The organism is Streptomyces sp. NPDC005435 (assembly GCF_040703155.1).
In the GTDB taxonomy this organism is placed as follows: Bacteria; Actinomycetota; Actinomycetes; order Streptomycetales; family Streptomycetaceae; genus Streptomyces.
On sequence record NZ_JBEXEQ010000010.1, the window covers coordinates 116,183 to 140,206 of the forward strand.

Annotated in this window: 24 protein-coding genes; 14 read left to right on the plus strand and 10 right to left on the minus strand. The window is 73.6% G+C overall.

Annotation, left to right across the window (positions count from 1 at the left end; translation table 11 throughout):
* Positions 1 to 112 precede the first annotated feature (112 nt).
* Genes AB0898_RS14770 through AB0898_RS14780 form a run of 3 tightly spaced genes read left to right on the plus strand, consistent with a single transcriptional unit; the run spans position 113 to position 2,596 of the window.
* A complete protein-coding gene (locus AB0898_RS14770) occupies positions 113 to 715 on the plus strand; it encodes a DUF5998 family protein (RefSeq protein ID WP_366803291.1) in 603 nt (200 codons plus the stop codon).
* Positions 715 to 1,905 carry a nucleotide pyrophosphatase/phosphodiesterase family protein gene (locus AB0898_RS14775; RefSeq protein WP_366803292.1) on the plus strand — a complete coding sequence of 397 codons (1,191 nt, stop codon included), beginning with the start codon at positions 715 to 717 and terminating at the stop codon, positions 1,903 to 1,905. Before AB0898_RS14770 ends, AB0898_RS14775 begins: the two co-directional genes overlap by 1 nt.
* Positions 1,906 to 1,945: 40 nt before the next feature.
* Positions 1,946 to 2,596, plus strand: coding sequence for a thymidine kinase (locus AB0898_RS14780; RefSeq protein ID WP_366803293.1), 651 nt, complete (start codon positions 1,946 to 1,948; stop codon positions 2,594 to 2,596).
* A 57-nt stretch (positions 2,597 to 2,653) separates the two neighbouring features.
* Here AB0898_RS14780 and AB0898_RS14785 read toward each other — a convergent pair whose 3' ends face one another.
* Complete coding sequence (locus tag AB0898_RS14785) at positions 2,654 to 4,114, minus strand: MFS transporter (RefSeq protein ID WP_366803294.1); 1,461 nt, start codon at positions 4,112 to 4,114, stop codon at positions 2,654 to 2,656.
* A 65-nt stretch (positions 4,115 to 4,179) separates the two neighbouring features.
* On the opposite strand from AB0898_RS14785, the gene AB0898_RS14790 reads away from it, so the two are divergent.
* Positions 4,180 to 4,962, plus strand: coding sequence for a winged helix-turn-helix domain-containing protein (locus tag AB0898_RS14790; protein ID WP_366803295.1), 783 nt, complete (start codon positions 4,180 to 4,182; stop codon positions 4,960 to 4,962).
* 172 nt (positions 4,963 to 5,134) lie between these two features.
* Complete coding sequence (locus tag AB0898_RS14795) at positions 5,135 to 6,289, plus strand: HoxN/HupN/NixA family nickel/cobalt transporter (protein ID WP_407078345.1); 1,155 nt, start codon at positions 5,135 to 5,137, stop codon at positions 6,287 to 6,289.
* Here the strand turns inward: AB0898_RS14795 and AB0898_RS14800 are convergent.
* The 4 genes from AB0898_RS14800 to AB0898_RS14815 form a co-directional block, all read right to left on the minus strand.
* On the minus strand, positions 6,262 to 7,272 hold the full coding sequence (locus AB0898_RS14800) for an iron-containing redox enzyme family protein (protein ID WP_366803296.1): 1,011 nt from the start codon (positions 7,270 to 7,272) through the stop codon (positions 6,262 to 6,264). The genes AB0898_RS14795 and AB0898_RS14800 overlap by 28 nt on opposite strands.
* Positions 7,269 to 7,493 carry a CDGSH iron-sulfur domain-containing protein gene (locus tag AB0898_RS14805; RefSeq protein ID WP_366803297.1) on the minus strand — a complete coding sequence of 75 codons (225 nt, stop codon included), beginning with the start codon at positions 7,491 to 7,493 and terminating at the stop codon, positions 7,269 to 7,271. Before AB0898_RS14805 ends, AB0898_RS14800 begins: the two co-directional genes overlap by 4 nt.
* Positions 7,477 to 8,160, minus strand: a complete 684-nt coding sequence (locus tag AB0898_RS14810; RefSeq protein WP_366803298.1) for a HemK2/MTQ2 family protein methyltransferase — start codon at positions 8,158 to 8,160, stop codon at positions 7,477 to 7,479. The genes AB0898_RS14805 and AB0898_RS14810 overlap by 17 nt, the downstream gene beginning before the upstream one ends.
* 120 nt (positions 8,161 to 8,280) lie before the next feature.
* On the minus strand, positions 8,281 to 8,964 hold the full coding sequence (locus tag AB0898_RS14815; protein WP_366803299.1) for an HAD family hydrolase: 684 nt from the start codon (positions 8,962 to 8,964) through the stop codon (positions 8,281 to 8,283).
* Positions 8,965 to 9,129: 165 nt separating this feature from the next.
* On the opposite strand from AB0898_RS14815, the gene AB0898_RS14820 reads away from it, so the two are divergent.
* The 3 genes from AB0898_RS14820 to AB0898_RS14830 all read left to right on the plus strand — a co-directional run bounded on the left by AB0898_RS14820 (position 9,130) and on the right by AB0898_RS14830 (position 12,149).
* Positions 9,130 to 9,966: a diguanylate cyclase gene (locus tag AB0898_RS14820; protein WP_366803300.1), complete on the plus strand. Its 837-nt coding sequence runs from the start codon at positions 9,130 to 9,132 to the stop codon at positions 9,964 to 9,966.
* Positions 9,967 to 10,077: 111 nt separating this feature from the next.
* Positions 10,078 to 10,722, plus strand: coding sequence for a helix-turn-helix domain-containing protein (locus AB0898_RS14825; protein WP_366803301.1), 645 nt, complete (start codon positions 10,078 to 10,080; stop codon positions 10,720 to 10,722).
* Entirely contained in the window at positions 10,719 to 12,149 is a 1,431-nt protein-coding gene (locus AB0898_RS14830; RefSeq protein ID WP_366803302.1) for an MFS transporter, read from the plus strand. Before AB0898_RS14825 ends, AB0898_RS14830 begins: the two co-directional genes overlap by 4 nt.
* Before the next feature lie 31 nt (positions 12,150 to 12,180).
* On the opposite strand, the gene AB0898_RS14835 is transcribed toward AB0898_RS14830, so the two are convergent.
* A complete protein-coding gene (locus tag AB0898_RS14835; protein WP_366803303.1) occupies positions 12,181 to 12,960 on the minus strand; it encodes a VOC family protein in 780 nt (259 codons plus the stop codon).
* Between the two features lie 277 nt (positions 12,961 to 13,237).
* Between AB0898_RS14835 and AB0898_RS14840 the strand changes: the two genes are divergently transcribed.
* Positions 13,238 to 14,089 carry a sulfurtransferase gene (locus tag AB0898_RS14840; protein WP_366803304.1) on the plus strand — a complete coding sequence of 284 codons (852 nt, stop codon included), beginning with the start codon at positions 13,238 to 13,240 and terminating at the stop codon, positions 14,087 to 14,089.
* A 101-nt stretch (positions 14,090 to 14,190) separates the two neighbouring features.
* On the opposite strand, the gene sepH is transcribed toward AB0898_RS14840, so the two are convergent.
* Positions 14,191 to 15,219, minus strand: coding sequence for a septation protein SepH (gene sepH, locus AB0898_RS14845; RefSeq protein ID WP_366803305.1), 1,029 nt, complete (start codon positions 15,217 to 15,219; stop codon positions 14,191 to 14,193).
* A gap of 481 nt (positions 15,220 to 15,700) precedes the next feature.
* On the opposite strand from sepH, the gene AB0898_RS14850 reads away from it, so the two are divergent.
* Entirely contained in the window at positions 15,701 to 16,453 is a 753-nt protein-coding gene (locus AB0898_RS14850) for a hypothetical protein (protein WP_366803306.1), read from the plus strand.
* Here AB0898_RS14850 and AB0898_RS14855 read toward each other — a convergent pair.
* Together AB0898_RS14855 and AB0898_RS14860 are read right to left on the minus strand one after the other, a co-directional pair.
* Positions 16,377 to 17,696: a D-arabinono-1,4-lactone oxidase gene (locus AB0898_RS14855; protein ID WP_366803307.1), complete on the minus strand. Its 1,320-nt coding sequence runs from the start codon at positions 17,694 to 17,696 to the stop codon at positions 16,377 to 16,379. The two genes, AB0898_RS14850 and AB0898_RS14855, sit on opposite strands and share 77 nt — an antisense overlap.
* A complete protein-coding gene (locus AB0898_RS14860; protein WP_366803308.1) occupies positions 17,656 to 18,897 on the minus strand; it encodes an MFS transporter in 1,242 nt (413 codons plus the stop codon). Before AB0898_RS14860 ends, AB0898_RS14855 begins: the two co-directional genes overlap by 41 nt.
* Before the next feature lie 193 nt (positions 18,898 to 19,090).
* On the opposite strand from AB0898_RS14860, the gene AB0898_RS14865 reads away from it, so the two are divergent.
* Together AB0898_RS14865 and AB0898_RS14870 are read left to right on the plus strand one after the other, a co-directional pair.
* The gene (locus AB0898_RS14865) at positions 19,091 to 20,233 is read left to right on the plus strand and encodes a ferrochelatase (RefSeq protein WP_366803309.1); all 1,143 of its coding nucleotides are present in this window, start codon (positions 19,091 to 19,093) and stop codon (positions 20,231 to 20,233) included.
* Positions 20,234 to 20,241: 8 nt separating this feature from the next.
* Positions 20,242 to 21,066 (plus strand): inositol monophosphatase family protein, encoded by an 825-nt coding sequence (locus AB0898_RS14870; protein ID WP_366803310.1) that lies wholly within the window; start codon positions 20,242 to 20,244, stop codon positions 21,064 to 21,066.
* A gap of 75 nt (positions 21,067 to 21,141) precedes the next feature.
* Here the strand turns inward: AB0898_RS14870 and AB0898_RS14875 are convergent, their stop codons facing one another.
* Complete coding sequence (locus AB0898_RS14875) at positions 21,142 to 21,315, minus strand: hypothetical protein (protein ID WP_366803311.1); 174 nt, start codon at positions 21,313 to 21,315, stop codon at positions 21,142 to 21,144.
* A gap of 414 nt (positions 21,316 to 21,729) precedes the next feature.
* Here AB0898_RS14875 and AB0898_RS14880 point away from each other — a divergent pair, with 414 nt between their 5' ends.
* Positions 21,730 to 22,383 carry a response regulator transcription factor gene (locus AB0898_RS14880; protein WP_018547315.1) on the plus strand — a complete coding sequence of 218 codons (654 nt, stop codon included), beginning with the start codon at positions 21,730 to 21,732 and terminating at the stop codon, positions 22,381 to 22,383.
* A gap of 6 nt (positions 22,384 to 22,389) precedes the next feature.
* The gene (locus AB0898_RS14885) at positions 22,390 to 23,640 is read left to right on the plus strand and encodes a HAMP domain-containing sensor histidine kinase (RefSeq protein WP_366803312.1); all 1,251 of its coding nucleotides are present in this window, start codon (positions 22,390 to 22,392) and stop codon (positions 23,638 to 23,640) included.
* The last annotated feature ends 384 nt before the right edge of the window (positions 23,641 to 24,024 follow it).

Consider the following 24,024-nt stretch of genomic DNA (forward strand, 5'->3'; position numbering starts at 1 on the left):
GGGAAGCCGACGGGGCCGGTCCCGGCCCCGTCCGAGCGTGCCCGGCGTCACGGCGCGCAAGCCCCCGTCCGCCCCCCTGACTGGCCCGGAGCGCCCCCCTCCACGGATTAGGATGGACGCCATGGCCAAGACCAGTACGACGACCCAGGGGCTCCGCGCGGCGATCGAGCGCAGCGGCTACTACCCGGCCCTCGTGGCCGAGGCGGTGGAGGCCGCTGTGGGCGGCGAGCCCGTGCGGTCGTACCTGGTGCACCAGGAGACCACGTTCGACCAGAACGAGGTCCGCCGTCATGTCACCGTGCTGGTCCTGACCGACACCCGCTTCCTCGTCAGCCACACCGACGAGCAGGCCGCCGACAGCACCTCCCCGACGCCGTACGCCACCACCTCCACGGAGTCGGTGAAGATCGGCCGCATCTCGTCCGTGGTGGTCAGCCGGGTCGTGGCGAACCCGGAGAAGTACACCCCCGGCACCCTGCCCCGCGAGGTCGTGCTGACCGTCGGCTGGGGCGCGGTCAGCCGCCTGGACCTGGAGCCCGCCGCCTGCGGCGACCCCAACTGCGACGCCGACCACGGCTACACCGGCAGCTCCACCGCCGACGACCTCAGCCTGCGCGTCAGCGAGGCCGGGGACGGCCCGGAGACCGTGCGCGAGGCGCTCGCCTTCGCCCAGGCCGTCTCCGAGGCGACGGCGACCGCGGGCTCCACCCGCTGATGTCGCAGCCCGCCGCCTGGGACGCCTACGAACCCCTCGCCCTGGACACCGCGCCGCTGCCGGAGTACGGCAGCGGTTCGCTCGCCGACCTCCTGCCCACCCTCGCGGCGGGCCTCGGCGTACCCGGCCTGAGCAGCACCATCACCGAGCTGACCCCCGCCGACCGCGTCTGCGTGTTCCTGGTCGACGGCCTCGGCTGGGAGCAGCTGCGGGCCCACCCCGACGAGGCGCCGTTCCTCAACTCCCTGCTCGGCACCTCGCGCGGCGGCACCGGGCGCCCGCTCACCGCCGGTTACCCGGCGACCACCGCGACCTCCCTCGGCTCCGTCGGCACCGGGCTGCCCCCCGGCGCCCACGGCCTGCCCGGCTACACGGTCCGCAACCCCGAGACCGGCGAGCTGATGAACCAGCTCCGCTGGCGCCCCTGGACCCCGCCGCACGTCTGGCAGCCGTACCCGACCGTCTTCGAGCTGGCCGAGCGCGCCGGCGTGCACGCCGCCCAGGTCTCCTCGCCCACCTTCCGCGACACCCCGCTCACGCAGGTCGCGCTCAGCGGCGGCACCTTCGTCGGCCGGCTCACCGGCGAGGAGCGCATGGACGCCGCCGCCGAGCAGCTCGCCGCGGGCGACCGCTCGCTGGTCTACACGTACTACGCCGAGCTGGACGGCGCCGGCCACCGCTACGGCGTCGGCTCCGACACCTGGCGCGGCCAGCTCATGACGGTCGACCGCCTCGCCCAGCGCCTGGCCGAGCAGCTGCCCCCACGCGGCGCGCTCTACGTCACCGCCGACCACGGCATGATCGACATCCCCTTCGACGACGAGCACCGCATCGACTTCGACGAGGACTGGGAGCTGCGCGCGGGCGTCGCCCTGCTCGGCGGCGAGGGCCGCGCCCGCCATGTGTACGCCGTCCCCGGCGCCGAGTCCGACGTCCTCACCTGCTGGCGCGAGGTGCTCGGCGACCGCTTCTGGATCGCCTCGCGCGACGAGGCCATCGCGGCGGGCTGGTTCGGCCCCCACGTGGACGACCGCGTGTACCTGCGCATCGGGGACGTGGTCGCGGCCGCGTACGACGACGTACTGATCACCGCGTCCGAGCGGGAGCCGAAGGAGTCGCTCATGGTGGGCAACCACGGCTCGATGACCCCCGCCGAGCAGCTCGTCCCGCTGCTCGAAGTACGCTCCTGACCCGTCCCCCCCCCACTCCCCGAAAGGTGCTCAACTCCTCATGCCCGAGCTGGTGTTCTTCTCCGGAACGATGGACTGCGGGAAGTCGACGCTGGCTCTGCAGATCGAGCACAACCGCTCCGCGCGCGGCCTCGTCGGCCTGATCTTCACCCGCGACGACCGCGCGGGCGAGGGCAAGCTGTCCTCCCGCCTCGGTCTGGTCACCGACGCGGTGGAGGCGGCCGACGGCATGGACCTCTACGGCTACCTCGTCCGCCGGCTGTCCGAGGGCGGCAAGGTCGACTATGTGATCGCCGACGAGGCGCAGTTCCTCACCCCCGAGCAGATCGACCAGCTCGCCCGCGTCGTGGACGACCTCGGCCTCGACGTCTTCGCCTTCGGCATCACCACCGACTTCCGCACCCGGCTCTTCCCCGGCTCCCAGCGGCTGATCGAACTCGCCGACCGCATAGAGGCCCTCCAGGTCGAGGCCCTGTGCTGGTGCGGCGCCCGCGCCACCCACAACGCCCGCACCGTCGGCGGCGAGATGGTCGTCGAGGGCGCCCAGGTCGTCATCGGCGACGTCAACCGCCCCGAGCAGGAGGTCGGCTACGAGGTCCTGTGCCGCCGCCACCACCTGCGCCGCATGACGGCGGCATCGGCCCAGGCGGCGACGCTGTCCCCGGACGTGCTGCCGGTCACGTCGGGCTGAGAACCGGGGCCCGCCCCCGCGACCGCACCGCCCCCGCGACCGCACCGCCCCGCGATCTCACCGCCCCCGCCCGGCAGCCGCCCGGCGCCCGGTGATCGCCGCCAGCACCGACGCGGCCAGGAACGCCACCGACGCGATGACCGCCGACGTGTGCAGCCCGGCCGTCATGCCGCCCGTCGCGCCCAGGAGCGTGCCGAAGAGGGCCACGCCCACGGCGCTGCCCACCTGGCGGGAGACGTTGAACACCGCCGACGCCACGCCCGCCTTGTCCGCGGGGCTCGCCTCCATGACGGCCACGGTGGCGGCCACGACGGTGACGGGTGTCGCCAGGCCGGTGGCCATGAGCGCGAAGAGCAGCACGGGGTAGGGGGTGCCGGGCCCGGCCGCCAGCCAGCCCAGGAAACCGGCGCTGCCGAGCAGCAGCGCACCGGCCATGGGCGGATACGGCCCGCCGCGCGCGGTCAGCCGGCTCGACAGCGGCGCCGCGAGGAAGCCCATGCAGACCGACGGCAGCAGGGCGAAGCCCGTGCTCAGCGGGCTCAGATGACGTTCCTGCTGGAAGTACAGCGCGGCGGCGAAGAGCAGTCCGTAGTAGCCGAAGCTGAGCAGCAGCCCGACGAGGTTCGTCGTGGTGAGCCGGACCTCGCGGAAGAGCGACAGCGGCAGCAGCGGCCGCCTGCCCTCCGGGCGCAGGGCGGCGCCCCGCTCCAGCCGCAGCTCGACCACGGCGAAGGCGGCCAGGGACACCGCACCCCCCGCGAACAGCGCCAGCACCTTGGGCGAGAGCCACCCCGCGGTGCCCGCCTCGTTGAGCGCGCCCGCCACGCCGAGCAGCCCGGTCACGCCGAGCACCAGGCCGGCCGGATCCATGCGGCCGGTCCGGACCCCACGGCCGGGGTCCGGCACGTGACGTACGGTCAGCAGCGCCGCCACCGCGGCCACGGGCACGTTCACCCAGAACACCGCACGCCAGCCGAAGCCCGCGACCAGCAGCCCGCCGGCCACGGGCCCACCGCCGAAGGCGACCGCCGAGACGAGCCCCCAGTAGCCGACCGCCCGGGCACGCTGGACCCGGTCGGGGTAGGCGGCCCGCACCAGGGCGAACGACGCGGGGACCAGCAGCGCGGCCCCGGCGCCCTGGGCGAGCCGGGCCACGATCAGGACCGGCGCCGAGAACGCCGCCCCGCAGCCCACCGAGGCGGCCGCGAAGACCCCGAGGCCCACGAGGAACAGCCCGCGGTGTCCGAAACGGTCACCGAGCCCGCCGCCGAGCAGCAGCAGTCCGGCGAAGAAGGCGCTGTAGCCGTCGACGATCCACTGCATGGCCGACGGACCGGCGCCCAGCGCGTCCTGGACGGACGGCACGGCCACGTTCACCACCGTGACGTCGAGCATCACCAGGAAGTGGCCGAGGCTCAGCGCGATGAGCGGCGGCAGCGCCAGCGCAGGCCGGCCGGGCGGCGGACCGGCGGCGACGGGGGTGCGCGCGGGAGAGAAGGAGGGGTCCGTGGAGGTCATGTGTCGCAGTCTCGGGGCGCGAAACTTCGTCACGTGTCGAAATGTCGCCGCCCTACGCTTGCCGCATGACCAGGACGACAACCGGCCTGCGCCGCGACCGGGTTCACCACCAGCCCGACATCGCCCGCGCCGCCGCCCTGATCGCCGACCCCTCCCGCGCCCGGATGCTGAAGGCGCTCGGTGACGGCCGCGCCCTGCCCGCGGGGCTGCTCGCCGCGGAGGCGGGCGTGAGCGCCGCGACGGCGAGCGCGCATCTGGGCAAACTCGTCGCAGCGGGTCTGGTCCGCGTGGAAAGCGCGGGCCGGTGCCGGTACTACCGTCTGGCCGGCCCCGACATCAGCCTCGCCCTGGAGGCGCTGGCCGTCATCGCGCCGCCCCTCCCGGTCACCTCGCTGCGGGAGAGCAGCACCGCCGGCGCCCTGCGCCGTTCGCGCACGTGTTACGACCATCTCGCCGGGCGGCTGGGCGTGGCCCTGCTGGACTCCCTGCTCCAGGGCGGGCTGCTCGCCGGGCACGACGGCACCCACCGGCCCGCCGAGGCGGTGCGCGACGGCGCGGCCGGATACGGACACGACGCCGACTACCGGCTCACCGAGACCGGCCGGCGGGCACTGGGCCGGTTCGGCGTCGACCTGACCCGGCTGCCGGCCCGCCGTCCCCCGATCCGCTACTGCGTGGACTGGAGCGAGCAGCGCCATCACCTCGCCGGGGCGGTGGGCGCGGCGCTGACGGCACGGCTCTTCGCGCTGCGCTGGCTGCGCTACGGCGCCAGCCCCCGCGTCGTCCACGTGACCGAGACCGGCGCCGACGGCCTGGCCGGCACCTTCGGAGTGCGCCTGGCGGACTGACCGAGGGCCCCGGCAGCCGGCCGCGACGCGCCGCTTTCCCTGCGGTTGACCCAAACCTGGGACAGGCTTTCCGCTCTCAGCTTGTAGTTGCAAGCAATGTGCAGAAACCTGGAGGCTGGGCACTTTCACGTGCCCGAAGCTCCACAGCCGAGAAAGCGAGGCCCGCCTCCCCATGACCGTCCCGCCCGATCCCGTGCTCACCCGCCCCACCACCGGACGCGCCATATCCTGGCACCGCGTCCGCGCCTCGATGAGCCGCAGGGAATGGGCGAGTCTCGGGGGCATGGCCGCCTTCATCGTGGCGCTGCACGTCATCGGGTGGTTCACGCTCGTGTGGATCGTCGCGCCGGAGCACTACAGCCTGGGCACGAAGACGTTCGGCATCGGCATCGGCGTGACCGCGTACACCCTCGGCATGCGGCACGCCTTCGACGCCGACCACATCGCGGCCATCGACAACACCACCCGCAAGCTGATGAACGAGGGGCGCCGCCCGCTCTCGGTCGGCTTCTGGTTCTCGCTCGGCCACTCCAGCATCGTCTTCGCGCTGGCCTTCCTGCTCTCGCTGGGCGTGAAGGCGCTCGCGGGACCGGTCGAGAACGACGACTCCACCCTGCACAGCGTCACCGGCTGGATCGGCACCACCGTCTCCGGTGTCTTCCTCTACGTCATCGCGATCATCAACCTGCTGATCCTCGCCGGTATCTGGAAGGTCTTCCGGCAGATGCGCGGCGGCCACTTCGACGAGGCCGCCCTCGAGGAGCAGCTCAACAACCGCGGCCTGATGAACCGCATCCTCGGCCGGCTGATGAAGTCGATCACCAAGCCCTGGCAGATGTACCCGCTCGGCCTGCTCTTCGGCCTCGGCTTCGACACCGCGACCGAGATCGCCCTGCTCGTCCTCGCCGGTTCGGGCGCGGCCTCCGGGCTGCCCTGGTACGCGATCCTGTGCCTGCCGGTGCTGTTCGCGGCGGGCATGTGCCTGCTCGACACCATCGACGGCTCGTTCATGAACTTCGCCTACGGCTGGGCCTTCTCCAAGCCGGTCCGCAAGGTCTACTACAACCTCACGATCACCGGCCTGTCCGTCGCCGTCGCCCTGATCATCGGCACGGTCGAACTCCTCGGCCTGATCGCCGAGAAGGCCCACCTCCACGGCGCCTTCTGGGACTGGGTCTCCGGCCTGGACCTCAACATCATCGGCTACGTCATCGTCGGCCTGTTCTTCCTCACCTGGATCCTCGCCCTGGTCATCTGGAAGGTCGCCCGCATCGAGGAGAAGTGGACGGCGGACCTGGCTCAGCCGGCCCCGGCCGACTCCGAGTAGCCGGACCGCAGCGCCGTACCGCCCGCCCGCCACGCGCCGAGCAGCCGCTGCGCCAGCCGGTCCTCCAGATACGTCGTCGCGCGGACGCCGAACACCACGTCACCGGCGAGGTGCGGCTCGTGCTCCAGCAGGCCCGCGACCACGTCGTGCCGTACGACCTGCTCGTGCACGGCGTCCGCCTCGACGTGCTCGGTGTAGAACCGCACGGCCGCCGGGCCCGCGCCGAGCCGCTCCAGCGCCCGGGCCAGGCGGCGGGAGGCGGGGGAGGAGGTCACCTCGACCGTGGCGAAGTGCCCGACGAGCGCGCCGCGCAGCGAGCGGTGCAGCCCGAACAGGGACATCAGGTTCACCGTGGCGAGGGCCTCGGCGGGGGCCGCGTCGAGGTACGTCCCGTACGCGGTGTCCAGGCCCAGGTCCGCCATCAGGTCCGCGAAGAGCTGGGCGTGGATCTCGTCCGCGCGCCCCGCGCCGAACTCGTCGTACTCCACCGCGACCATCGCCGCCTTGGCCCGCCCGCGCAGCCGGGGGATGACCCAGGCGTGCGGGTCGGCCTCCTTGAGGTGGTACAGCGAGCGCAGCGCCGCGTACTCGCGCGCGTGCCGGAGCGTGCCGTGATCCCGCAGGAAGTACGAGACACCGCTCCCGTCGGTGGGCTCCACCTGGAGTTCGTCCAGCGCGGCCTCGGGGGTGTCGTCCGGGCGTACGGGTACGTCCGCGCGCAGGACCTCCAGGAAACCGTCCTCCAGGCGGGCGCGCAGGGCCAGCAGACCGGGGTCCCACTCCAGGTGCTCGGGTACGCCGGCGAAGCCCTGGTAGTGGAGTTCGTAGAGCGTGTACAGGGCCAGCTGGAGGTCGTCGCCGTAGGGGTCGGGCGGCACGGGTACGTGAGTTTCCGTGCCGTCGCGCAGGGCGGTCAGCACGGCGGCCGACAGGGGGCCGCGTGCGGTGGGGAGCGGGGGCGGGCGCAGGAGGGCCGTCGTCATGCCGGGTCCTCCCCGCACCGCTTGGTACGGCGGCGGTGACTGGTGTCGCACCAGGGGTACATCCGGCTGCGGCGACAGGTGCACACCGCCACCAGGAAGCGGTCGGACACCGACACCCGGCCGCTCTCGTCCACCACCTCCACCGGCCCCTCGATCAGCAGCGGTCCTTCGCGCTGGACGCGGACACGGACGCGGCGGGCGCGTTCAGGCGTGTTCGGCACGGATCACCACCAGCTCCTCGGTCGTGCCCTCCGCCGACAGACCGCGCTCGCGCAGCCAGGCCAGCCGGGAGCGCAGCACGCGGCCGTAGGGCAGCCGGGCGCGGTCCACGACCTCGCCGTACAGCCCCGCCGCCGCGAGGCGGGTCAGGGTGTCGTCCACACCGCACAGATGCGAGTGCACCAGCAACAGCGTGCCCGCGGGCCGCAGGACCGCCGGCGCGGCCTCGCAGATGCGGTCGATCACCATGCGGCCGTCCGCCCCGGCGTCCCAGGCGCGGGCGGGGCCGCGCGGGGGAGCGGCGGCGGGCGCCGGGACGTACGGCGGGTTCGTCACCACCAGGTCGAACCGGCGGCCCGGCACCGCCGAGGCCAGATCGCCGTGGCGCACCCGGACCGACTGGCCGTTCAGCCGCGCGTTGCACCAGGCCGTCAGCACCGCCCGCCAGGAGATGTCCACCGCGGTCACCCGGCCGCCCAGCCGGGCCGCCTCCACGGCGAGCAGCCCGCTGCCGGTGCCGAGGTCCAGGACCTCCGTACGGCCGGGGGCGATGCGCTCGCGGCGCAGGGCCCGGCGCAGCAGGCCCGTGTCGAACTGGGGGGAGTAGACACCCCGGGGAACCCAGCAGCGCAGCCGCCCGGGGGCGGTCAGGGTCTGGGCGGTGGTCATGGGGTCACCTCGCGCACGGCTCCTCCGGGGGCTGGGGTCGCCAGGCAGGCCGGGCAATTCCGGCATTTCATTCCGTGCGGGTACCCCTGACCCCGGGCGTCACTCCGCTGACCTCGGGCATCACCCCGTCGGCCACCGCGCGCCCGCCCGCAGCGCGGCCAGCAGCGCGGCCGGGTCGGCGTACACGCTGTCCGCGCCCGCCTCCTCCAGGTCCGCGCGCGGGATGCCGCCGCAGAGCACGGCCACGCACCGCACCCCCGCACGGGTGCCCGCCCCCATGTCCCACACGGTGTCCCCGACGAACACGGCGTCCTCCGCCGGCACCCCCGCCAGCTCCAGCGCCTGCTCGACCGGCTCGGGGTGGGGCTTGCCCTCGGACACGTCGTCGGCGCTCGCGGTGGCCGTGATCGCCTCGTCGGCGTCGAGCGCGCGCCGCAGCGCGGACAGCTCCTGCCCGCCCGCCGAGGTGGCGAGCACCACCCGCCATCCGTCCCCGGCCAGGTGCCGCAGCAGGTCCCCCGCCCCGGGCAGGGGCGCGAGCCGACCGAAGTACTGGCCGTAGAGCGCCTTGTGTGCCGCGCCGAGCGCCTCCGCCTCCTCGCGGGCCCGCTCCTCGCCGAGCAGCCGGGCGACGAGGTCGGCGGACCGCAGCCCGACCGAGCGGTGGATGTCGTGCGCCGTCACCGTGTGCCCGGCCTGGCGGAACGCCTCCCACCAGGTCACCACGTGCAGGGCGTTGGTGTCGACGAGGGTTCCGTCCACGTCGAACACGGCGGCGCGCGGCCGGTCGTCGCTGCTGGGCATGTGCGGCACCTCGCCGGGGGGAGGGGGCGTACGGACGAGGTGCCGAGTACCCCGGACGCGCGCGATCGTGCGTCGTGTCACCCGCCGGGGAACGGGTACTGGGGCGGCCCGAAGGTACGTCCGGCGGTCCGGCCGGTCCGGTCGGCGACGACACGGAGGATTCCCATGGCCCTGCGTCTGCTGCCGCGCACGACGCGCTTCGCGTACCGCGTGGCCCGTCACGTACCCCGCTCGGCGTGGCCCCCTCCGGCGCGGTTCGCGTACCGGGCGGCCCGGCTGGCGCCCCACGTCGTCCCGCACGTCCCGCACGTGCCGCGCGCGGTGTCCCTCGCGGCGGCGGGTACGGCCTGGCGGCACCGGCGGCACGACGGTGGCCCGCGGGTCCCCGAGGCGTATCCCCAGGACACGGCCCGCCCCGGCGAGGCGGAGCACGCCGGCCACCGGTTCCCGCTGCTCGGCGTCCTGTCGCTGTGGGTGGTGCCCGCGGCGGCGGACTGGTGGCTGCGCCGCCGTACGCACATCGAGCGCACCAGCGGCACCGAGGAGTCCGCGGTGCACGCGCTGAGGGTGGCCGGGGCCGGGATGCCGGTGGTCCTCGGGCTGGTCGCGCGGGTCAACCCGCTGGTGCTCACGGTGATGGGCGGCGCGGCCGTCGTCCAGGGCGCCACGGCCGTCCACGACGCCTCCCCGGCCGCTGCCCGGCGCGAGATCCGCCCCGTGGAGCAGCGCTTCCACACCTTCCTGGAGGTACTGCCCCTCACCGCGCTCGCCGTCACCGCCTGCCTCCACCCCGACCAGCTCCGCGCGACCCTCCACGGCGGCCCGGGCCCGCACGACTGGCGTCTGCTGCCCAAGGAGCCCCCGCTCCCGGCCGCGTACCTGGCGGCCATCGGCGCGATCGTCACGGCGGGCGTGGTCCTGCCGTACGCGGAGGAGGTGTGGCGCTGCCGGCGGGAAGAGCGGGCCCGCGCCCATTCCCATGCCCGTGCCCGGGAGGCGTGAGCGGGCGACTCCTCGCCCGCCCGGCTTGTGCGGGTCCCGGCCCGCAGACCACAAAGACTTCTTTGCGAAGAACCCTTTGCGAAGAAGTCTTTGCGGTCTAGGGTTCACGGCATGGCTGACATCAGCGCGGGGCCGGACGGCCCGCACACCGACGTGAACGCGGTCGTCCTCGACGCCAAGGGGCTGCGCGCCCTGGCACACCCGGTGCGGGTGCAGCTGGTCGGGCTGCTGCGGAAGTACGGCCCCTCCACCGCCACCCGGCTCGCGGAGCGACTGGGCGTCAACTCCGGTACGGCCAGCTACCACTTGCGCCAGCTCGGCGCGGCCGGCTTCGTCGAGGAGGACACGGAACGCGGCAACGCCCGGGAGCGCTGGTGGCGTTCGGTGCATCAGGTGACGGAGCTCAAGGACCGGGACCTGGCCGACCGGGAGCCCGAGGCCACGCTCGCCTACCTGCAGTCCGTCGCCGCCGCCTACACCCTGCGCACCCAGCGGATGCTGAACGAGCTGCTGACGATGCCCCGCGAGTGGCGGGACACCTTCGACATGAGCGACGCGGCCCTGCGGCTCACCCCCGGCGAAGCCCTCGCGCTGCGCGAGGAGTTGAGGGCCGTCATCGGCCGGTACCGCCGCGACACACCGGAGGAGGCGGCCACGGCCCCCGAGGGCGCCGCACGGGTCGCCGTGATCACGCACCTCCTCCCCGAGCTGGACGCCCCCGCGCCCCGGGAGGCGACGGGGGAGGAGCCGTCATGACGGAGGACGTCCAAGTCGCCGACGGCATGCGCGGCAAGCGGTCTTTACGGCCGCTGGGCGGTGTGCTGGCGGCCATGGCCGTGTCGTTGACCGGTACGCGGATCTCGGCCGTGGCGCTGCCCTGGTTCGTCCTCGTCACCACCGGCAGCGCCACCCGGACCGGACTGGTGGCCTTCTGCGAGATGGCCCCCTATGTGCTGGTCAAGGCGTTCACCGGGCCACTGGTGGACCGGGCCGGACCGCGTGTCGTGTCCTGGAGCACGGACCTGGTCAGCGCGGCCGCCGTCGCCGCGGTGCCCCTGCTCCACGCGCCGCACGTGCTGTCCTTCCCGCTCCTGTTGGCCCTGGTCGCGGTGATCGGCGCCGCCCGCGGCCCCGGTGACCTGGCCAAGGAGGTCATGGTCCCGGAGGCCGCCGAGCACGGCGGGGTGCCGCTGGAGCGGGCGACCGGCCTGTCCGGCACGACCGAACGGCTCGCCGCGACCGTCGGCCCGGTGGCCGGCGGCTCCCTGGTGGCGCTGGCCGGCCCGCTGACGGGACTCTTCGTCAACGCGGGCTGTTTCGCGCTCGGTTCGGTGATCACCGCACTGGCGCTGCCCCGGGGCACGGGTCGCGCGGCCGAGGAGGCCGCACCGCGGGACGGGGGCGGACGGCCGGGCTACTGGCGGCGGTTCGGCGAGGGCTTCACCTTCCTGCGCGGCGAGCCGTTGCTGCTCACCGTCGTCGTCATGGTGGCGGTCACCAACCTGCTGGACGCGGCGTTCACCACGGTCCTCCTGCCCGTCTGGGCCAGGGAGTCCGGCAACGGGCCGACCGTGATCGGCCTCATCGGGAGCGTGCTGGGAGCCGCAGCCGTCGGCGGCAGCCTGATCGCCGCCATGGCCGCGCACCGGCTGCCGCGCAGGGCGGTGTTCTTCACCGGGTTCCTCCTGGCGGGAGCCCCGAGATTCCTGGTCCTCGCCGGCGACGCGCCCCTGGGCGTGATCCTCGCCGTCTTCGCCGTCAGCGGTTTCGGCTCCGGCTTCCTCAACCCGGTGCTGGGCGCCGTCCTCCTCGAACGGGTGCCGCGCCGGATGCTCGGCCGGGTCAACGCGCTCGGCGACTCGCTGGCCTGGGCCGGTATCCCGCTCGGCGGTCTGCTCGCCGGGGCGGTGGTGACCGCCACCGGACTCGTACCGGTGCTGCTGGCCTGCGGGGCCGCGTACTTCCTCACCACGAACCTGACCGGACTGCGCCCGGAGTGGCGCGAGATGGACCGCCCGGGCGGCCGGAGCGACCCGAAGCGGCACCCCGAGCACCCCGAGCACCCCGAGCACCTCCAGCACCCCGAGCACCCCGAGCACCTCCAGCGTCCCCAACACCTCCAGCACCCCGAGCCCCCGGAGGAGAACGACACCGCACAGCCCGGCGCCCGCGCCACGACATGACGACGACGCCAGCGGCGGCCGCCGCCGGACGTCACCCCGGAAGCTGAAGCACCGCGAAGACCGCCCCCTCCGGGTCCGCCACCGTCGCCGCCCGCCCGGCCGCGTCCTCCCGGACCGCCTCCAGCACCCGCCCGCCGAGCGCCGTCACCCGTGCGTGTGCCCGCTCCACGTCCGTGACCCGGAAATGGGTGAGCCAGTGCGCGCCCCGGTCGCGGGGCACCGCCCGGCCCGCGCCGCGCAGCCCGGCCACCGGGCGGCCGTCGCCGCGCAGGGTCACCCGGCCGGGGCCGGGCGGGACGGGATCCTGTTCGTAGCCGCACACCGTCTCGTAGAACTTGACGACGCGTTCGGTCTCGTACGTGATCAGCTCGGCCCACACCGGCAGGCCGTGGCGGTCGTCGCCCGGTGCCGGGGAGGCGCCCTTGTCCTCGCGCAGGCCGAAGACCGCGCCCGCCGGGTCCGCCGCCACCACCGCGCGGCCCTCCCCGGCGCTGTCGAGCGGGCCGACGGCCACCGTGCCGCCGCACAGCCGGACCTGACCGGCCGCCACGTCCACGTCGGACGAGGTGAAGAACGGCGTCCAGGCGGCCGGAAGCTGACGGTCCGGCGGGGATTGGCCGATACCCGCCACCTCCTGCCCGTCCAGCAGCGCCCGCGTCCGGCGGCCGGGCCCGGACGCGAACTCCCAGCCGAACAGCGCCCCGTAGAACTCCTTGGCGGCCGCCGGCCGGTGTGTCAGCAGGCTCACCCGCCAGGGTGCGCCGGGCGCACGTGACGCCCGGGGAACCGCCGCCCGCTGTGCCTGGGTCATCCGCCACTCTCCCTCCGGCCCCGCACAGGAGCCGTGTCGCGTCCGCTCACCCGGAAGGGGCGCGCGTCACCCGATGGGGGCGCACGCCCGGGCGGAACCGGTGTCGGGTGTGCCGTACGCGCCCGGTGTCCCGTACGGAGGAACAGCCGTCCTCCCGCGCACGCGCCCGGCGCACGATGCGTGCCCGGTCGCGTACGCCCCGTGATCGTGTCCGTCCGGCCGAGCAGAGTAGCCGTACCTGGACGCCGGGGCTACCCCTGGCGTATGGATGGACCCCATGACAGTCATCATTTCCCCATCCGAGCTGGCCCAGGAGCTGTCCGGGCAGGCGCCTCCCGTGCTGCTGGACGTCCGCTGGCAGCTCTCCGCGGCCAAGGCGGCGGGGGCGCCCGCCTTCGACGGGCGGGCCGCGTACACGGCCGGGCACATCCCCGGCGCCGTCTACGTCGACCTGGACCGCGAACTGGCCTCCACACCCGGTGAGAAGGGCCGCCACCCGCTGCCCGACCTGGAGGTGTTCGGCGCGGCCATGCGCCGTGCGGGAGTGTCCGCCGGGCGGCCCGTCGTGGTCTACGACGGCGGGCAGGGGTGGGCGGCCGCCCGCGCCTGGTGGCTGCTGCGCTGGACGGGTCACCCGGACGTGAAGGTGCTCGACGGCGGGTTGACGGCCTGGGACGGTCCGCTGTCCACCGACCATCCCGCCCCGGCGGAGGGCGACTTCGAGCCGTCTCCCGCCGCGGCCGGCGTTCTGGACGCGGACGCCGCCGCCGAACTGGCGGGCGTCGGTGTGCTGCTCGACGCGCGGGCGGGGGAGCGGTACCGCGGCGAGGTCGAGCCCATCGACCGCGTCGGCGGCCACATCCCGGGCGCGCTGTCGGCGCCGACGACGGAGAACGTGGGCCCCGACGGCCGCTTCCTGCCCGCCGCCGACCTGCGCGACCGCTTCAAGGCGCTGGGCGTCTCCGGCGAGGCCCCGGTGGGCGTCTACTGCGGCTCGGGCGTCTCGGGCGCGCACGAGGTGCTGGCCCTCGCGGTCGCGGGCATCCCGGCGGCGCTGTACGTCGGTTCGTGGTCGGAGTGGTCCGCCGATCCGTCCCGTCCGGTGGCTACGGGGCCGGACCCCCGGTAGGGACACGAGGGAACGAGCACGCGGAAGCGGGGGCGCGCTGAACACGCCCCCGCGATACACCTATTCGCACAAACGGTCGTACAACCCGTTTGCTCCCGCCGCTACTCCTGCTTCTTGCGCCGCGTGCCGAAGACGATCTCGTCCCAGCTGGGCACGGCGGCCCGGCGTCCGGGGCGCACCCCGTCGGCCTCGGCCTGGCGGTCGGTGGCGCCCACGAGCCGGTCGCGGTGGCTGCCGACCGAGCGGGGCATGAGCACGTCCGCGTAGGCGGAACCGGCCGACGCGGCGGGCGCCGGGGGCTCCTCCGCCTCGGGCTCCTCGGGGGGTTCCTCGTCGGTCTCGGGCGGCCGCTCCGGCACCACCAGGTCGCCCCGGAAGCTGGGTACGGCCTCCAACAGGCTGGTCAGCGAGTCGCGTTCACCGGCGGTGGACTCCTCGTCGGACTCCGGCGCCGGCGCGGGCAGGCCGGGCCGGTCGAGGGCGCGGTCCATCGTGCGGTCGCGCGGCAGCCGGGCGATGCGCGGGACGAACGGGAAGCTCGGCTCCGCCGAGGCGAGGTCGTCGGACTCCCCGATCAGCGAGCGCGCCTCGTCGTCCACGGCCTGGACCAGGCGGCGCGGCGGGTCGTAGGTCCAGCTCGCGGTGTGCGTCTCACCGGCGACCCGGTAGACGAGCAGCACCTCCCAGGTGCCGTCGTCGCGGCGCCAGGAGTCCCACTGCACGGTGTCCTTCTCGGCGCCCCGCAGCAGCAGCCGCTCCTGCACGGCCTCGCCGAGCGGCGGGCCGGAGTTCTCGCCGGGGCGGCGGACGGAGGTCTTGCGGGCGCGCTCGGCCATGAAGGCGCGCTCGGCGAGGACGGGGCCCTCGAAGCGCCGGACCCGGTCGACGGGGATGCCGGCGAGCTGGGCGACCTCTTCCGCGGTGGCCCCTGCTCGTATCCGCGCCTGGATGTCACGGGGGCGGAGGTGGCTCTCCACCTCGATCTCGATCTGGCCGAGCCGGGGACGGTCGCCGCGCACGGCGGCGCGCAGCCGCTCGTCGATCGGAAGGGTGTACTCCGTCGCGTCGGCAGCCTTGAGCACCAGCCGTGTGCCGTCATTCGAGACGGCCACGACACGCAGTTCGGGCATGGGGACCTCCCGGGTGGTGCCTGCCGACGTCACGTGCGTCGCTGCTTCCGCTAGTCGAGTGTGGCCTGCCCGGGTGCAGCCTGCCACAACCTTGCCGAGTTGCCCGGCGTGTCGGGCTCGGACCCGAGTTCGCCGTTATGGCACGGTTACCTGTTCGCAACGCTAAGTGACGAACTCCATCACCCTGTGCAAGTAGCCCCCTCCCGGCGGTCCTGCCAGGCTCCGGACACCCTGGTGGGAGACCGGACCCAGGGCTCGCAACAGTACTCCATTCGGACCACTCGCGTGGATTGGCGCGCCGCCCGAGTTCTGACAAGGGGTGCGTCTCGGCCGCGCGCGAGTCGGTCTGATCGGTCGTCAACGTGGCGAACTTCACGCAATGGCCCGAAACGGAACTAAAGGTTTCGCCCGTACGTCCCTCTCTCGTGCACAGAGCCGGTCAAGGCCGGTCAGGCAGGGGAAAGGCAGGCAGGTTCCGGGTATGGGTGAGACGCCCGAGAGGGGTCGCAAGCGGTTCGACCTGAGCGTGCCCCAGGTGGCGGGCAGCGCGCTGGCCGCCGTGGTGGCGGCCAAGCTGGCCTCCTACTTCGGGGTGTACGGCACGATCCTCGGCGCGGGGGTCGTCAGTGTGGTGGCCACCTGCGGCGGTTCCCTCTTCCAGCAGGTCTTCCGGCGTACCGGCGAGCAGCTGCGCGAGGTCAAGGGCGTACGTCCGAGGCCGCAGGCGGCCGGTCAGACGGCGGTCCTGCCGGGGGAGTTCGGCATGGGAACCGTCTACCGGGCGCGGGTCAAGAGCTGGAAGCGCCCGCTCGTCGCGGCCGCGCTCGTCTTCGGCGTGACCATGGCCGGTATCACCGTCTACGAGCTGGTCTCCGGCAGCAGTTTCAGCGGCGGCCGGGGCACCACGGTCAGCGACGCGGTGGGCGGCCGTAGCGCCTCCCACCACAAGTCCCCGGCTCCCACGCCCTCCTGGACGCCGTCCACCGGTGCCGGGACGGCCTCCCCGGACGGGACCGCCCCCTCCGGAAGCAGCGGTACGACGAGCCCGGCGAGCCCCGACCCGAGCCGGAGCCCGGACCGGTACGGGAAGCAGGACGCCGTGCCCAGCCCCGGGGCGACCACCCCGGCCCCCACGACGGACGCCCCGGCCGCGAGTCCTACTCCCCGAGAATCCGCCGGGAGTAGTCGTTCCGGAACAGCCGTTCCGGATCCAGCCGGTTCCGCAACTCCCTGAACTCACCGAAGCGCGGATACACCCGATCGAAGTACTCCGCGTCACGGGTGTGCACCTTCCCCCAATGGGGTCGCCCCTCGTGCGCGGTGAAGATCCGCTCGGCCGCGCTGAAGTAGGCGTGGTACGGCGTGCCCCGGTACATGTGGACCGCGATGTACGCGCTGTCCCGGCCCGAGGCGGTGGAGAGCGTGATGTCGTCGGCCGGGGCGGTGCGCACCTCCACCGGGAAGCTGACCCGCAGCCCCGAGCGCTCGACCGCGGCCTTCAGCTCCCGGAGCGTCCCGGCGAGGGCCGCGCGCGGTACCGCGTACTCCATCTCCAGGAACCGCACCCGGCGCGGCGAGGTGAACACCTTGTACGGGATGTCGGTGTACGAGCGCGCGGACAGGGCCCGGCTGGAGATCCGGGCGATGGCCGGGACGCTCGCGGGCGCCGCGCGGCCGACCCACTGGGCCACCTGGAAGACGCCGTTGGAGAGGAACTCGTCCTCGAACCAGCCGGCCGGCTGCCCCACCGGCCGCGCCGGGCCCGCGCTGCGGTTGTTGCGCTTGGTGTTGGTGCTGCCGGTGTGCGGGAACCAGTAGAACTCGAAGTGCTCGTTCTCCGCCCAGAGTTGATCGAACTCGGCCAGCACCCGGTCCAGCGGCATCGGCTCCTCGCGCGCGTGCAGCAGGAACAGCGGCTCCACGGCGAAGGTGACGGCCGTGACGATCCCGAGGACGCCGAGCCCGATCCGGGCCGCCGCGAAGACCTCGGGGTTCTCCTCCCGCGAGCAGGTGAGCACCGAGCCGTCGGCGGTGACCAGTTCGAGCGCGGTGATCTGCGCCGCGATCGAGCCCGACTCGCGGCCCGTGCCATGGGTGCCGGTGCTGATTGCCCCGGCCACGGTCTGCTCCATGATGTCGCCCATGTTGGCCAGCGACAGGCCCTCGCGCGCCAGGGCCGCGTTGAGCCGCTTGAGCGGGGTGCCCGCCTCGACGGTGACCGTCATCGTCGTGCGGTCGATCTCCCGGATGCCGGCCAGCAGTCCGGGCCGTATCAGCACCCCGCCGGTCGCGGCTATGGACGTGAACGAGTGGCCCGAGCCCACCGCCTTGACGGGCAGCCCCTCCTCGGCTGCCCTGCGTACCTCGGCCGCCAGCTCCTCCACCGAGGCCGGAGTCGCCTCCCGGGCCGGACGGGCGGTCACATTGCCGCCCCAGTTACGCCACGTGCCGTGCTTCCCGCTCGCCGTGCTGCTCAACGGTGCCTCCCCGACCCGCGGCCGGCCTGCTCAGCCGGCGGTACCCGAGGAACCCGACCGCGACCGCGACGGCTCCGGCGGCGGCCGGAACCCCGTACCCGGCGCGTGCCCCGGCGGCGTCGATCACCCAGCCGGCCGCGGACGAGCCGAGCGCGACACCGACGGCGAGGCCGGTACCCACCCAGGTCATGCCCTCGGTGAGGTTCGCGCGAGGTACGTGCTCTTCGATCAGGGACATCGTCGTGATCATCGTCGGTGCGACGGACAGCCCCGCCACGAACAGCGCCACGGCCAGGAGCGGCAGGTTCCCGACCAGTAGGAGGGGGATCATACTCACGGCCATCGTCGCCAGGCCCAGCACCCACCGGCGCTCGGGCCGCCCGGCGAACCGCAGCAGGCCGAAGACCAGCCCGGCCGTGCAGGAACCGGCCGCGTACACGGCGAGGACCACGCTGGCCGCGGCCTTGTGTCCGCGCTCCTCGGCGAAGGCCACGGTCGCCACGTCCACCGCGCCGAAGATGGTGCCCGTCGCCGTGAAGGCGGCCACCAGCACCTGGAGCCCCTTCGAGCGCAGCACGCTGCCGCCGACGTGGTTCTCGTCGCGCGGGTGCGGCACCGGCTCGGTGGCCCGCTGGGCGGTCAGCCAGAAGACGCCGACGGCCAGGAAGCAGCCCGCGAGCAGCGGGCCCGCCTCCGGGAACCAGGCCGTGGACAGGCCCACCGAGACGATCGGGCCGACGATGAAGCACACCTCGTCGACGACCGACTCGAACGAGTACGCCGTGTGCAGCTTCGGGGTGCCGCCGTACAGCGCCGCCCAGCGGGCGCGGACCATCGCGCCGAGGCTCGGCACCGAGCCGATCGCCGCGCAGAACACGAACAGCGTCCAGTCCGGCCAGCCCAGGTGCGCGGCCAGCAGCAGTCCGGTGGCGGCGCTCAGCGCGACCATGGTGGCCGGGCGCAGCACCCTGCGCTGCCCGTGCCGGTCCACCAGCCGGGATATCTGCGGCCCGATCAGGGCGGCGGACAGCGCGATGGTGGCCGTGAGCGCGCCCGCGAGGCCGTAGCGCCCGGTGAGCTGCGAAATCATCGTGATCACGCCGATGCCCATCATGGACAGCGGCATCCGGCCGACGAGACCGGCGGCGGCGAAACCCTTGGTGCCGGGCTCGGCGAACAGGGCGCGGTAGGGGCTGGGCACGGCGGTCTCCGTTGTCCGGTGCGGGCGGTCCTGCGGAAGTGCGGACGGTCGCGCTGTCGAGCTGTAAGGCGTGAAAGGGGCGCATACAGCTTACGAGTTAGGCAACCCTAACGCACCAGGTCAGCGCGGGACACGGGGCGGCGGCCCCGGCCCGTTTTCCCAGCTGTCGGTGCCTGGTGGCAGGATCGGAGACATGCCAGACGCGCTCGATGTCCCCCCGCCGGACGCCGGTCCCTACGACGCCCTCCTCCTGCTCTCCTTCGGCGGCCCCGAGGGCCCCGACGACGTGGTCCCGTTCCTGGAGAACGTGACGCGCGGGCGCGGCATCCCGAGGGAACGCCTCAAGGAGGTCGGGCAGCACTACTTCCTGTTCGGCGGCGTCAGCCCGATCAACGAGCAGAACCGCGCGCTGCTCGACGCCCTGCGCAAGGACTTCGCCGAGCACGGCCTGGACCTGCCGGTCTACTGGGGCAACCGCAACTGGCAGCCGTATCTGACCGACACCCTGCGCGAGATGACCGCCGACGGCCGCCGCCGCGTCCTGGTGCTCGCCACCAGCGCCTACGCGTCGTACTCCGGCTGCCGCCAGTACCGCGAGAACCTGGCCGACGCGCTCGCCACGCTGGAGGCGGAGGGGCTGACGCCCCCCAAGGTCGACAAGCTGCGGCACTACTTCAACCACCCCGGCTTCGTCGAGCCCATGACCGAGGGCGTGCTGCGCGCCCTCGCCGACCTCCCCGAGGAGGTCCGCGACGGCGCCCACATCGCCTTCACCACGCACTCCATCCCGCTCACCGCCGCCGACACCTCGGGTCCCGTCGAGGACCACGGGGACGGCGGCGCCTACGTCCGCCAGCACCTGGAGGTCGCCGGGCTGATCGCCGACGCGGTGCGTGAGCGCACCGGCGTGGACCACCCCTGGCAGCTCGTCTACCAGTCCCGCTCCGGCGCCCCGCACATCCCCTGGCTGGAGCCGGACATCTGCGACCACCTGGAGGAGCGGCACGCGGCCGGGGTCCCCGCCGTCGTCATGGCGCCCATCGGCTTCGTCTCGGACCACATGGAGGTCCTCTACGACCTCGACACCGAGGCCACCGCCAAGGCGGCCGAGCTGGGCCTGCCGGTGCGTCGCTCGGCCACGGTCGGCGCCGACCCGCGCTTCGCCGCCGCCGTGCGCGAGCTGATCGAGGAGCGCGCCGCCACCGAGCGCGGCGAGAAGGTCACCCCGTGCGCGCTCGGCTCCCTCGGCGCGAGCCACGACCTCTGCCCCGTCGGCTGCTGCCCGGCCCGCGCCCCGCGCCCGGCCGCCGCCGGCGCCGACAGCCCCTACGCGTGAGGAGCCACGTGACGACCCCGCACCCCGACCTGCTCGACGGCCTGCTCGGCATCGCCCTGGAGGCCGCCGGCCGCGCCGGTGAGCTGCTGCGGGACGGCCGCCCGGCCGACCTCGCCGTGGCCAGGACCAAGTCCAGCCCCATCGACGTCGTCACCGAGATGGACATCGCCGCGGAGAAGCTGATCACCGGCCTGATCGCCGGGCACCGCCCCGACGACGGCTTCCTCGGCGAGGAGGGCGCCGCCGCCGAGGGCACCAGCGGGGTCCGCTGGGTGATCGACCCGCTCGACGGCACGGTGAACTACCTCTACGGCCTGCCGACCTGGGCCGTGTCCATCGCCGCCGAACTGGACGGCGAGACCGTCGTCGGCGTCGTCGCGGCCCCGATGCGCGGCGAGACGTACCACGCGGTGCGCGGCGGCGGCGCCTTCGCCACCGGCGCCTGGGAGGGCGAGCGAGCCCTCGCCTGCCGCCCGGCCGCGCCGCTGGACCAGGCGCTCGTCTCGACCGGCTTCAACTACGTCACCGAGGTCCGCACCCACCAGGCCCAGGTGGCCGCCCGGCTGCTCCCGCTGCTCCGGGACATCCGGCGCGGCGGCTCGGCGGCGATCGAGCTGTGCGACGTGGCCGCGGGCCGGCTCGACGGCTATTGGGAGCGCGGACTCCACCCGTGGGACTACGCGGCCGGTGCCCTCATCGCCCGTGAGGCGGGCGCCGTGACCGGTGGACGCCCCGGAGGGCCCGAGTCACCCGCCCTCGCCCTCGCGGCCACCCCGGCCGTCTTCGAGGCCCTCCAGCCCCTCCTGGAGGACTTCGGCGCCTGGCACGACTGACCGGCGTCCGACCCGTGACGCGTGTGGGCCCCGGCGGATCCGATCCGCCGGGGCCCCCACGCGTCACGGGGTCGGTCAGTGCTGTGACACGGCGACTTCCACGCCGTGCTCGGCCGCGAGACGGCGCAGGTCGTCCAGCTCTCCCTGCTCCACCTCGGCGAGGAAGTCGTCGCCCTCGTCACGAGCGCGCGACAGGTCGGACTCGGTCGTCTTTATGCGCTGCAGAAGTCCTGCGGTGAAAGCGTCCATGCTGCGCCCCCTCGTCCTGGGTCGTGGGTCGGTGGCACGGGGGTGTGCCGGTAGGGAAGGGGCGATCACGTGGCCCGCGGATGCCCGGCACAGCCCTGCCGGGGCGGCTGCGGTGCCGGACACCCGCGCCCGCTCCGCCGGGGCTGATCGCGGAGTGACCGCATGGTGCCTCGGCACATGCGGAGCGTGATCGCGGGGTGTAAAGCCGTCCTCCCCCCGCTGCTCGCCCGGGAAACCTCCGGCGCCGCAGAAAATCCCGCTTTCCCGCCCCCCGACCGCCGTACCTGCGGCGACCGTCCTCGGCTTACCGCCGACTTATGGCCGAAAAGGGCAGGATGGAGGGCACAATCCCACGGACCCCCCGCCCGCCCGCGCCCCGGCGCGCGTGGGCGGGCATGAGGAAGGACAAGCGACGTGCGCGTACTCGTCGTCGAGGACGAGCAGCTGCTCGCCGATGCGGTGGCCACCGGACTGCGCCGGGAGGCCATGGCCGTCGACGTCGTGTACGACGGTGCGGCCGCCCTGGAACGCATCGGCGTCAACGACTACGACGTGGTCGTCCTCGACCGCGACCTCCCCCTCGTGCACGGCGACGACGTCTGCCGCCGGATCGTGGAGCTGGGCATCGCCACCCGCGTGCTCATGCTCACCGCCTCCGGTGACGTCAGCGACCGTGTCGAGGGCCTGGAGATCGGCGCCGACGACTATCTGCCCAAGCCCTTCGCCTTCAGCGAGCTGATCGCGCGCGTACGCGCGCTCGGCCGCCGCACCAGCGTGCCCCTGCCGCCGGTCCTGGAGCGCGCCGGGATCAAGCTCGACCCCAACCGCCGCGAGGTCTTCCGCGACGGCCGCGAGGTCCAGCTCGCGCCGAAGGAGTTCGCCGTCCTGGAGGTGCTGATGCGCAGCGAGGGCGCGGTCGTCTCGGCCGAGCAGCTGCTGGAGAAGGCCTGGGACGAGAACACGGACCCGTTCACCAACGTGGTCCGGGTGACCGTGATGACGCTGCGCCGCAAACTCGGCGAGCCTCCCGTCATCGTCACCGTGCCCGGCTCCGGCTACCGGATCTGATCCCCCATGGCCACCACCCCCGCGCCGCCCCAGACGCCCCCGAAGCCCACCTGGGACCCCCGCCGCCCCCAGCCGCCCTTCCCATGGCTGCGCCCGACCATCCGCATACGGCTGACCCTGCTGTACGGCGGCATGTTCCTGATCGCCGGCATCCTGCTGCTGTCGATCATCTACCTCCTGGCCGCGCAGGCGATCAGCTCCGGCAACCAGCCGCTGTTCAAGATCGTCAGCTTCCAGCCGCCGCTGAAGGTCTCCAGCGACAACTGTCCGGCGATCAACGCCAACAGCCTGTCGCTCCAGGAGTTCAACGACGTGATCAGCCGGTGCGTCGACCAGCAGCGCCAGGTCGCCCTCGACGAGCTGCTCAGCCGCTCGCTGCTCGCCCTGCTCGGCCTCGCCGTGATCGCCTTCGCGTTCGGCTACGCCATGGCGGGCCGCGTCCTGTCCCCGCTCGGCCGGATCACCCGCACCGCGCGCCAGGTGGCCGGCTCGGACCTGTCCCGCCGGATCGAGCTGGACGGCCCCGACGACGAGCTCAAAGAGCTGGCGGACACCTTCGACGACATGCTGGAACGCCTGCAACGGGCCTTCACCGCCCAGCAGCGCTTCGTCGGCAACGCCTCCCACGAGCTGCGCACCCCGCTGGCGATCAACCGCACGCTCCTGGAGGTCCACCTCTCGGACCCGGGCGCGCCCGTGGAGCTGCAACAGCTCGGCAAGACCCTGCTCGCCACCAACGAACGCAGCGAGCAGCTCGTCGAGGGCCTGCTGCTGCTCGCCCGCAGCGACAACCAGATCGTCGAGCGCGGGCCCGTGGACCTCGCCGAGGTCGCCGGGCAGGCCGTCGACCAGGTGCGCGCCGAGGCGGACGCCAAGGGCGTCGAGATCCGCGGCGAGCAGAAGCGCGCGGTGGTGCTGGGCAACGGCGTGCTCCTGGAGCGCATCGCGCTGAACCTCGTGCAGAACGCGGTGCGGTACAACATCCCGGAGGACGGCTGGGTCGAGGTCACCACCGACACCGAGCACAACCAGGCGGTGCTGACCGTCTCCAACACCGGGCCCGTGGTCCCGGCGTACGAGATCGACAACCTCTTCGAGCCCTTCAGGCGGCTGCGTACCGAGCGCACGGGCAGCGACAAGGGCGTGGGGCTCGGGCTGTCCATCGTCCGGTCCGTGGCCCGCGCGCACGGCGGTCATATCGCGGCCCGGCCGCGCGAGGGCGGAGGGCTGGTGATGCGCGTCACCCTGCCGCTGTGAGCGGGTATCCGGCACGCCCGGAGATTGTTCGCTTCGCGCGGAATTTTCCACCACCCTGCCGGGGTTGTCCCTGTGTGATCAATCACATGTGTGGATTTCCGGCCATGTACTGAACGTGATCAAGAAGTGGGCTACAAAGCCTGGAAAGTCCGGGTTTTCAGCCCTCCTGATCACGGGAAGTACACGATGAGGCGCCTTTGAGGTGCGGCATTCCAACCGTGTACGGTCCTCACCGCCAGCCAAGCCGATCACTCTTGAGGGATCGGGTTGGGTGTCGATTGAGTAACAGACCTTGATGTGAGGCAAAATCTCCGCCTCAGGTCGGGCACAAGTCCGGCCTCTCACGCGTTACGTGCGCTGAAGACACCGCAGACACCCAGAGGG